Genomic DNA, 10,481 nt, shown 5'->3' on the forward strand with positions numbered 1-10,481 from the left:
GTAGACGAAAGAGAATATGTTGTGAATTGCATTATGAAACCTTCAGTAGGCATCATAGTCGCAATAATTCGAAAACTAGATTTAGACAAAGAAGTATTTGGCAATAAAAAACTGAAAGAATTGGGTGTCTTTTTTGATAATTATCCAAAATTCAGAAATCAAAAGATTGGCCATGGTTTTTCATTTGAAGATGATTTAGATTCTTATCTAGAGTTCTTTGAAACGTTTTTTGAAAAAGTCGATTTAACTTCAATCTCAGAGGTGCTCGATGAAAATGATTTAGTTGTCGTTAAAAAACAAGAAGATAATTTATTCAAAGGTGTTTGCTATAAACCTGATGGCGCAACCTATTTAGCGTGGAATTGCCCAAGAGAAATTCATGATTTCCAAATAGGCCAACTATACGTTTTAGGTGCTTCAGGAAAGTATTTTAAAATATCTCCGTTTGTAAAAATTGAGAATGAATCGGACTTCTATACATTTTGCTCAATTGAAGAAAAACTCACAGGACGAACCAAGTTTAATCAGCTCTTAAAAACAGGGACTTTAAACACTGAAATTCCTGAATTCGAAAAAATAACCATTTCAAGTGATGGCCTGAAGAGAAAAACAGCAAACGGAACAGTGATTAATCACTTTGAAAATAACTTTAAGAAGTACATTGATATTGGTATTACTACGAGTATTATCAACTTTCTTAAAAAGAACCGTTCATCAGTATTCGCAACTATTTGGGGCCACGGTGGAGTTGGAAAAACAGCATCAATACAACGTTCGCTTGAAATACTCTGCAATCAAGAAAGAAGACTTTTTGATTACATAGTATTCTTATCAGCAAAGGACCGATATTACAATTATTACCAAGGGAAAATTAATCCCGTCAACGAAGGGATTTCTTCATTAGAAGACATTGTATCCACACTTAATGAAATCATTTTCGGCAATAAGTCATTCGAAACCGACCCAATTATCAATTATGATGGTCACCTCATGATTGTTATTGATGACTTTGAAACATTTTCCAAGGCCGAAAAGGAAAGAATAACCGATTTCATTAGAAAATTAGATATTAATCATCATAAGGTTATTCTTACCACACGGGCCGCAACCTTTATTACAGGTGAAGAAATTCAAACCAAAGAGCTAAATGAAGAAGAGACAGTTAGATTTTTAATAGAGGCACTACAAATCGAAATTCCTAGCTTTAATATTGCTCTTTTGTCAAAGGATCTTAAGAAGAAAGAAACCAAAGAGAAGGTATTTGAAATAACTTCAGGTAGACCATTGTTTATTTTTCAACTTGCCCTTTTCATTGGCCAAAAAGGTAATCTAAGTGAAGCATTAACTTCAGAAATCAAATCAACTAAAGAAGCTTTAAACTTTTTATATGACCGTATATACGACTATCTCTCGCTAAATGCGAAAAACATGTTTCTCGCCATTAGCTTATTGGTGGATGAAAATGACCTTACCGGACTTATTGGAAATCTAAAATTTGTGCTAAATAAAGAGGACAAAGAGGAAGAGTTTCAGAATGCTTTAAATGAGCTTATCAAGCTTAAAATTATTATAGTTTCAGATAAGGATTTCTACAAAGTTTATTCGGTTGAGATTTATCGACTAATGAAGCTTTATTATCAAAACAAGGGTCCAGAATTTGAAGGAAACATCACGAATAGATATAATCTAATTAGCACAGAGAAAGGAGCTTCAACAGAAACTGCCTTGCTTGAGAATGCGGACGCTAGTAGATTAATGGAAGATGAAGTAGAGGTTGAAAACAAGTATCGCTATATCCTCAACAGAGAAAAGTCACCGTATGAAATTAAACTAAGAGCACTTCTAAATTTTGCTTCATATTTAATTTCTCATAAAAGCAAACCTGACAAGGCCATAAAGCTATTTCAAGACTATAATCACATTTTTCGGAAAGACCCAAGATACATCAAGGATTATTCGACAACAGCATGGATGGAAGGTTCTTCATCATCAAAGTATTTAGCTGTTCAAATCATTCAAGACTTTTTTACAACAAAACCGAGACTTGAGCAAGAGCAATATTTAGAACTTCTTGGAATACTCACTACTTACAAAGGAATTCTTGTCGTAACAGAAAGAGATGAATTAAAAGGATTGCTGCGTACAGGTGAAATTAACCGAACGGAATATAGCATTAGACATAAGGAGCAAAAGGAGAGGATCAAAGACATTTTTAAATATCCAGGAGGTCATCTATTTAATGTTGTAAAAGAAATTGATTTGATGAGCCTTGCTCCTAGTTGCCGCAATTTTGTATTAGATGGGTTAACTCACTACATCGAAATATGTATAAGACATAATCGCAGACAATTGGGAAGGCAAGTATGCGAGAAGGTATTAAATGAGCTACCACAGAACTTTCAAAAGCCTTTTCAATATAAATTAAACAAGATTGAGTATATCGAAAACCCAAGTGCATTCGGAAATGACAATCAAAAAATAATCCCGAATGACAATAATTCGGATTTAGCGGTGAAACTTAAAGAGGCATTGAATAAATAAAAACGCCACACAACAAAACCTATAAGCAATAGCGCCCTGCGGGACGCTACTGCTCATAGCCAAACCGTTGGGTGTAATTTAACGAAACCATGAGCAAGCAATACATTAACCTATTACTGATATGTTTAAACATTTGGATAAAGTTGTGGTCAAATGATGAATAGTTCACAAGAAGAATATGGGAAAAACAAGCTTAGAGAACTAATTGTAATATTTTTAATTGGTGTAATTGGAGTTGGAATATTTCTTTATTTCAAGACTGGGATTCCTATTTTGAAAATTATAATAATGTGTTCAGCCTTATTGCTCTTTTGGAGTACGTTACTTAAACTAATTTGGCTGATTACAAAAACAAGAAATAAATAATAAGTCCAGATTAAATGACAATTCAAGAAAATATAGAAGTTCAAAAGATTGAATTTTCAAAATTGTATTGCTTATGATCCGCATCGTTTCCTCCAAGGAAATTTTCCCATAATTCATTGAGCTCCTTTGGCGCCATTAAAAAATAATTCGTGCTAACCTGACTAGCGCCAGATAGATCTCCCGTCATTCGACGGGACAGGCTGTGTAAACTTGTCCGCCGTGGTGGATTCGTGGACACACCTTCTTGATATTTTTGTTTACCGGCACAATCGCGGATACTAATGATTGTTTTTTTTCTTAATCGATTCAATGACCCCCCAAAAAAAATAAAGGTCCCCGCTGCAAGCGGGGACCTTTTAATAGTATAATGCCTGAATGATCAAACCCTTTCCAATAAAACCGGATAGGTCTTTTCAGAAGCCCATTGGGGAACGTAGATGTTCTCATCCTGGTCGATGCAGACATCGTGGGGGTTCATAAAGGTCTGCCCCACATGGTGGCTGGTCTGGAGCTTTCCATCGACATACTGAGGTTTGGAGCCTCCTGGAGAGGAAATGGCTTTGTTGTTTTTGTCCATGACCAGGACATGGCCGTCGTATTTTTCCCAGCTTTTGGTGACGATCACGGCAAAGTAAAGGTTCTTCCCTTTGATCACCGGCCGGCATACCCAGCAGCCCGGGGTAGGGATGGTTTCAAGATGCTTGCCGTCCAGGCTGAAGCGCTTAAATTCCTGGGCTGCCCTGGAGGTGACCAGTAATTCTGTCTTGCCCTTTTTCCGGGTGTCCAGACAAACCCCATGGGCCTGCTTGAGCTGCTCATCTCCATCACCCTGTCCGCCAAAGTGCCGGATGTACTCTCCTTTGGGCGAATATTGGATGACATAGCTTTTTCCGTATCCATCGGCCACGTAGATGTCCCCGTTAGGACCTATGGCCGTTTCGGTGGGCTTGTACTGCTCCGGGCTATCGTATACCCCGGTTTCTTTGGGATAGTTTAAGGTCAGGAGTATTTTGCCGTCAAGGGTGGTTTTGAACACCTGGTGACGGTCATGGTCGGTAATGTATAGGAATTCTTCGCCTCCTTCTTCATGGAGGGTCAGCCCGTGGGCAGCAGGAAAATCATGCCCCCAGGTTTTGAGGATCTTGCCGGAACGGTCGTAAAAGATGACATTGTTCTTGGTCTCGTTGGTCAGTAGGATCAAACGGCCCTTTTTATCCTGTACCATTTCATGACAGTCCTTTACCGGGAATTTGGCCGGATCCTGGTTGCCCCAGTTTTTGTTTACCTTGTACTTGAAATCCCCATGCCCGATGATCTCTTCTTCGGGATTTTTGGATTTTCCAAAATTGATATTGGGAAGAATAAAGGTGGAGGTGACTAATGCCGAACTGTATTTTACGAATTTCCTTCGGTCAAACTGGGCTTCCTTTTTCATATGTGTTTTGTTTTATTGACTTCATTGATCCAGCAGCAAACAGGTAGGTTTTAAGGTATCAAAACGGAGGAAGATGTTACCGTTTATCGCTGGGGATTTATTTTAACGATGCTAAAGATATAAAATGCCGGGCTATTATCGGTCTATTTGTTTAAACATTTTGTCATATTGATTTACTGGCTGGCAATAACCGTGGAGTCCTGATAGATTGCGGACTCCTCAACCGTCTTTTGAAGATCATCCGCGATGATTTCCAATTCGGGAACGGTCTTTTTGAGCTGTCCCTTGCCGTCCTCGGAAACGGCCGTTTGCCAGAGGTAGATTTTCTTCAGCCTTTTTAGCTTGCCCAAGGCCCCGACACTTTGGTCACTGATCGAGGTCCCGTATAAGTTGAGGTACTCCAAATATTCCATTTTGTCGATTCCCGCCAGTTCACTGTCCTTGATGGCCGTGTTTTCCAGATGGAGTTCGGTGAGGTGCTTGAAGTCCTTTAGGAATTTGAAGTCCTGGCCTGCTTCCAGTTGGACCTTGCCTAGGTTAAGCCAGGTTGTTTGTTCAGCGGCTTTCTTCAGCGCATTTACCTGCTCTTTCTTCATGGGCAGGCCGGTATTGAGGTAGCTGACCTGGATAAAGGGGCTTTCGGCAGATAAAGGGGATACCGAAAAGCCCAGGTCCCGCAGTTCCTCAAGTTCGTCGGCAGAAAGGCTTTTCACCTTTTTGGCGTAGAGGGGATTCACTTGGATTTGCTTGGGGTTGGCTATTTCATCGAGGATTTCTTGGATGTCCTTGGATACCTCTACCTCAGCGACCTTTTTATCAAAGGAAGCTTCATTGCTGATCCACCATTCCAAAAGCGCAATTTCGTCCTTGCTGAGCGGTTTTTTGCCTTCGGGGGGCATCACGTCCTCATGCTCTTTGGGGAGGTTGACCCTTTTGAACAGTTCGCTGTGGGCAGGCTGTCCGGGTACCAGGCTGGGGCCGTTTTCCCCGCCTTTGAGGAAGCCTTCTTTGGTGTCCAGCCTTAGGTCGCCTTTGGTTTTCTCGGCATTGTGGCAGCTTTCGCACTTGCTGTCCATGATGGGCTTGATAAAATCATCAAAGATGATGGCTTCTTCCACATTGTCGATGATACGTGCCTGTGCGGTCTTTTTGGGCGGAAGCCCGGCCATGGCGCGCATGCTGTTGGGCATATAGCGGACCAGGTAATCGGAACCATGGGTGAGGTTGCCCCCAAGGTGTCCGGTGAAGGTGAGGCAGATAACACTGGCGGACAGGGCCGTAAAATAGGCAGTGCCGGAGGCTTTGGACTTAAGGACCAAAGCGATGATGGCGAGCAGCATCGTGGCCAATCCCAAATACAAGTGCCAGTCCAGGGTCGAGCCTTGGTATTCCCCGCTCAGTGAAAGCAAGTACCCGAATACTGCCGCTCCGACCGAGGTCAAGATTCCCAGAAACAACACAAAGGAAACACTTTGCTCCAGGTGCTTGAACCGGGGGATTTTTGCCATCAGTTCCATCAAAAAGGCCAACAGGATAAAGCCTATGGGAAGGTGGACGATCAATGGGTGAAAGCGCCCGATAAACAGCCACAGGTCAGAAGGTTCTTCCAAAGGGCCTTGGACCTGTTGTGCCAGTAAGGGAATGCTGATCAACAGAAAAGTAAAAAAAAGGGACAGTAGCTTCTTCATATTTGTGAATGGTATTGGGTTTATTGGTTCACCCGGTAATCGGTAAAATTACTTTTTATGTGTATTCGCTTTATTGAACGTGGCCAAATTAACTTGGGGCCTAGCTTTTTTTTAGCTTTCCTACTTTTTCCATTGATGAAAAAGTAGGCAAAAAACCTAGGCCTGTGGAGCATTCTTCAAATTGAGCTGATGACGGTTTAGATCAGAGCCATTTTACTCAATTTGATTTTGAAACACTCGCTCTGGGCTGAAAATGAGTGGATCTCGCTGTTCCACGACGCGAGCTAACTCATTTTCTTAACGCCCTCCGCAACTGTTCCAAAACCGAATGCTCCAAGGGCCGGATTCCTGGTTTCCGTTTATTATTTTGACTTGCATTAACCATGTTCATCCTTATGGATGCTCATATTACTTTTATATGTTTTGGGAAATAGATGATCAATTAGGCAATGATTTTTTCGATCACATTTCCATGCACATCGGTGAGCCTGAAGTCCCGCCCCTGGAAATGGTAGGTGAGCTTTTCATGGTTAAGGCCCAGCTGATGAAGGATGGTCGCCTGCAGGTCATGCACATGGACACGGTCTTTGATGCCATAGTAGCCGATCTCATCCGTCTCGCCATAGCTCATGCCGGGCTTGATGCCCCCGCCGGCCATCCAGGTCGTAAAGGCTTCCAGGTGGTGGTCCCTGCCCACAAAGGTCATTTCCTTGCCGCCCCTGTTTTCACGCATCGGGGTACGTCCAAACTCCCCGCCCCAAACGACCAGGGTGTCATCCAACAGCCCCCGCTGCTTAAGGTCTTTCAGCAGGGCGGACATGGCTTGGTCCACCTCTTTGCAGCGGTCTTTGAAGCCATGGTTGAGGGCCTCGCTTTTTCCTGCACCATGGGCATCCCAGCCCCAATGGTAAAGCTGGATAAAGCGCACTCCTTTTTCGGCCAGCCTACGCGCCAAAAGGCAATTATTGGCAAAGGAAGATTTTCCGGGCTCGGTGCCGTACATTTTATGAATATAGTCGGGCTCGTCCTTGATGTCCATGGTTTCCGGAACGGACATCTGCATCTTAAAGGCCATTTCATACTGCGAAATCCGGGTCATGATCTCGGGATCGCCCACTTCCTCAAATTGCTTTTTGTTGATGGAATTGATGGCATGGATGGATTTTTCCCGAAGGTCCCTGCTCATGCCTTTGGGATCCGAAAGGTAAAGTACCGGATCTCCTTTGGAGCGGCATTGCACACCTTGGTAAACGGTGGGAAGAAAACCGCTTCCCCAGATACTTTTTCCGGCACTGGGGGTTTTGCCTCCGGAAACCAATACCACAAAGCCCGGTAAATCCTGGTTTTCTGAACCCAGACCATAAGTGACCCAAGAGCCCATGCTAGGCTTGCCCAGCCTGGCACTTCCGGTCTGCATCAGCAATTGGGCCGGAGCATGGTTAAATTCATCGGTATGCATGGCCTTGAGGAAGGTCACGTCATCCGCACATTGGGAGAAGTGGGGCAACCTATCGGAAATCCAGGCACCGGAATCGCCATGTTGTTTGAAGCTGAACTGAGGGCCTAGCATCTGCGGGGTGCCCTGGATAAAGGCAAAGCGCTTGCCTTCCAATAAGGAAGGAGGACAGTCCAGGCCATGGAGTTTTTGGAGTTCAGGCTTATAATCAAAGAGCTCAAGCTGGGAAGGAGCACCGGCCATGTGCAGGTAGATCACCCTTTTGGCCTTGGGCAAAAAGTGAGAAGGAAGCGCCTTCATTGGATTGGCATTGTCCCTCAAGCTTCCCAAAGCATCGCTTGCCCGCTCACAGGAGCTCAAGCTGCTGCCCATCAGGGAGCCCAAGGCGATCGAGCCCATGCCGGAAAGGCACTTTTTCAGGAAATGCCTCCGGGTGTTCAGTTCTGCTTTTTTATATTCAATTTCTTCAAAAAGATTCATGATGTTCTAAATTTTAGGTCCGGGTTTCACTTAGTTTTTGGTGATAAAAGCATCCAGGTTCATGATGGCATTGGCTACCACGGTTAGGGAGTTGAGTTCTATGTCGTTTTGGTTTTTGTCCAAATTCTCCAATCCTTCCCCGGTTTGCTCAAAATGCTCCTTGGCTTCTTGATAAAGCTTTTCCAGCGTGTTCAGGTCACTTTCTGAAGGAGGTGCGAATAATGCCAGTTCAAAGCCTTTGGTGATTTGCTTGTCCAGTTGCTTGCCTGAGGCTTGCATCTTTTTGGCCAAGGCCTGGGCTGCTTCTACATACACCGGGTCGTTTAGCGTGACCAATGCCTGCAGAGGCGTATTGGTATCAATTCTTCGGTTGACACAGAATTCACGGCTTGGCCCATCAAAGGCAATCATAGAGGGATAAGGGCTGGTACGCCTGATATAGGTATACAAAGCCCGGCGGTGCTGGTCTTCTCCTTCGCTGGTCTCCCATTGAGAACCGTTGTATACTGCTTGCCAGATACCCTCCGGCTGGTGGGGCATTACGGAGGGACCGTACATTTTATCACTTAGCAGGCCGCTAACGGCCAGGGCCTGGTCACGGATCTGCTCAGCCGAAAGTCTTACCCTTGGTCCGCGGGACAGGTAATCGTTGGCCGCGTCAATCTTCAGCTTTTTGCTGCTGACATCGGAAGACTGTTTATACGTTTCAGAGGTAACGATGAGTTTGATCAATGCTTTGATGTGCCACTGCTGGTCTTTCATCCAATGGAGGGCCAGCCAGTCCAATAGCGCCGGATGGGTAGGAGCTATTCCCTGCGAGCCAAAGTCTTCCTGGGTTTCCACAATGCCTTTGCCAAAGAGCTGTCCCCAGATCCTGTTGACGGTTACCCTTGCGGTCAAAGGGTTCTCCCCACTGACCAGCCATTTGGCCATTCCCAGGCGGTTGGATGGTGCTCCTTTGGGAAGATCGGGCATGGAGCCCGGCACGCCAGGGGAAACCTCCTTGCCATGCGTGGTCCAGTTGCCCCTTTCAAACACAAAGGTGGAGCGCTTTTCTTCTTCAGGCAGTTCCTGCATGATGGGCAGGGTGTATTTTTTGATCCCCTCCAATTCGGATTCTTTTTCTTTGATCATACCGGCCAACTGATAGGTATTCGAACTGTTTTTTACCGAATCCAACCAATTGGTCAGGGCTTCTTTTTTCTGCAAATCAATGTCCGTATACACCGGAATCACGGGGCTTTCCACCGGATAGGTGTCTTTGTCCGCGGTATTGTTCAGGAAGGCATAGAACTTAAAGTACTCATCATGCCTGATGGGGTCATAAGGGTGGCTGTGGCACTGCACACAGGCAAAGGTGATGCCCTGCCATACTTCCCAGGTGGTGTTTACCCGGTCCAAAACGGCGGCCACGCGGAATTCCTCATCGTCGGTGCCACCCTCGTCATTGGTCATGGTATTCCGGTGAAAACCAGTGGCGATCAGCTGGTCCTTGCTGGGCTCGGGCAAGAGGTCCCCGGCCAGCTGCTCTATGGTAAACTGGTCAAAAGGCATGTCCTGGTTAAAGGCCTTGATGACCCAGTCGCGGTACTTCCACATGTCCCGGTGGCGGTCGGCTTCATAGCCTTTGGAATCGGCATAGCGGGCCAGGTCCAGCCACATGGATGCCCATCGTTCCCCATACTGCGGAGAGGATAAGAGCTCATCCACCAAGGCCTCGTAGTTGGCTGAAGAAGGATCGTTCTTTAGCTTTTGGACCATTTCCTGTGTAGGAGGCAGTCCGGTAATGTCCAGGCTCAGCCTTCTGGCCAAAGTGGTCGGATCAGCCTGTGGGGAAGGGGACAGCCCCTTGTCTTCCATCTTTGCCAAGATAAATTGGTCAATAGGGTTGTTTTCCCAGGATGCCTGATTCACTTCGGGGACTGCGGGCTCCTCAGGCTGCACGAAAGACCAATGGTCTTCCCATTCCGCTCCTTGGTTGATCCATTTTTTCAGGATCTCCACTTCTTCCTTGCTGAGGGCAGGTCCTTCGGGAGGCATTCTTTGTTCAGGATCCTGATGCAATATCCTCTTGATCATCTCGCTTTCCTCTGCTTTCCCGGGCAAAATAGCGGGATGTCCCGACTCGGTGGGAGTGAGGGCGTCTTCCTGGAAAAGTAGACTGAAGCCCCCGGATTGCTTGACACCTCCGTGGCAGGAGATACATTTTCCATTGATGATGGGCCGGACTTCTGCATTAAAATCAACTTTTTCCGCCTCACTGTTACAGGAGACAAAGGCGAGAAGTCCTATGTAAAATAAACTCAAAAAAACGGCTAGAGATCGTGTCATCTATTGGGATTTTGTTAAATGTGATGAAGTCCCAAATATGTCCAAATGGCCCAATTTATACTTTTCCCAGCGTCCCAAATGCCTTGTTTATTTGTCTCATGGCTGTTTTTGGGCGGTTTTGTTGAGGAATTTTTAAGCTATTTGATGTTATCATACACTTCTGCTGTAATTTAAGCATGTACTT

5 protein-coding genes are annotated in these 10,481 nt (G+C 45.1%); 1 reads left to right on the top strand and 4 read right to left on the bottom strand.

Going from position 1 to position 10,481, the window contains the following annotated elements; all coding sequences use genetic code 11:
* Positions 1–2,541: hypothetical protein (locus tag ACYVAA_RS02550; protein WP_460538469.1), on the top strand; the 2,541-nt coding region annotated here is incomplete at its 5' end.
* 745 nt (positions 2,542–3,286) lie between these two features.
* On the opposite strand, the gene ACYVAA_RS02555 is transcribed toward ACYVAA_RS02550, so the two are convergent.
* The 4 genes from ACYVAA_RS02555 to ACYVAA_RS02570 form a co-directional block, all read right to left on the bottom strand.
* Entirely contained in the window at positions 3,287–4,342 is a 1,056-nt protein-coding gene (locus ACYVAA_RS02555) for an NHL repeat-containing protein (protein ID WP_460538470.1), read from the bottom strand.
* Positions 4,343–4,515: 173 nt separating this feature from the next.
* A complete protein-coding gene (locus tag ACYVAA_RS02560) occupies positions 4,516–6,030 on the bottom strand; it encodes a c-type cytochrome domain-containing protein (protein ID WP_460538471.1) in 1,515 nt (504 codons plus the stop codon).
* Positions 6,031–6,472: 442 nt separating this feature from the next.
* Positions 6,473–7,966: a DUF1501 domain-containing protein gene (locus ACYVAA_RS02565; protein WP_460538472.1), complete on the bottom strand. Its 1,494-nt coding sequence runs from the start codon at positions 7,964–7,966 to the stop codon at positions 6,473–6,475.
* A 30-nt stretch (positions 7,967–7,996) separates the two neighbouring features.
* Positions 7,997–10,297, bottom strand: a complete 2,301-nt coding sequence (locus tag ACYVAA_RS02570; protein WP_460538473.1) for a DUF1553 domain-containing protein — start codon at positions 10,295–10,297, stop codon at positions 7,997–7,999.
* Positions 10,298–10,481 lie beyond the last annotated feature (184 nt).

Source organism: Echinicola sediminis (assembly GCF_054777495.1).

What these genes read in the sequence shown, in the direction of transcription:
- ACYVAA_RS02560 (WP_460538471.1), bottom strand. Translation starts at nt 6,030, where the DNA reads ATGAAGAAGCTACTGTCCCTTTTTTTTACTTTTCTGTTGATCAGCATT.
- ACYVAA_RS02570 (WP_460538473.1), bottom strand. Translation starts at nt 10,297, where the DNA reads ATGACACGATCTCTAGCCGTTTTTTTGAGTTTATTTTACATAGGACTT.
- ACYVAA_RS02555 (WP_460538470.1), bottom strand. Translation starts at nt 4,342, where the DNA reads ATGAAAAAGGAAGCCCAGTTTGACCGAAGGAAATTCGTAAAATACAGT.
- ACYVAA_RS02565 (WP_460538472.1), bottom strand. Translation starts at nt 7,966, where the DNA reads ATGAATCTTTTTGAAGAAATTGAATATAAAAAAGCAGAACTGAACACC.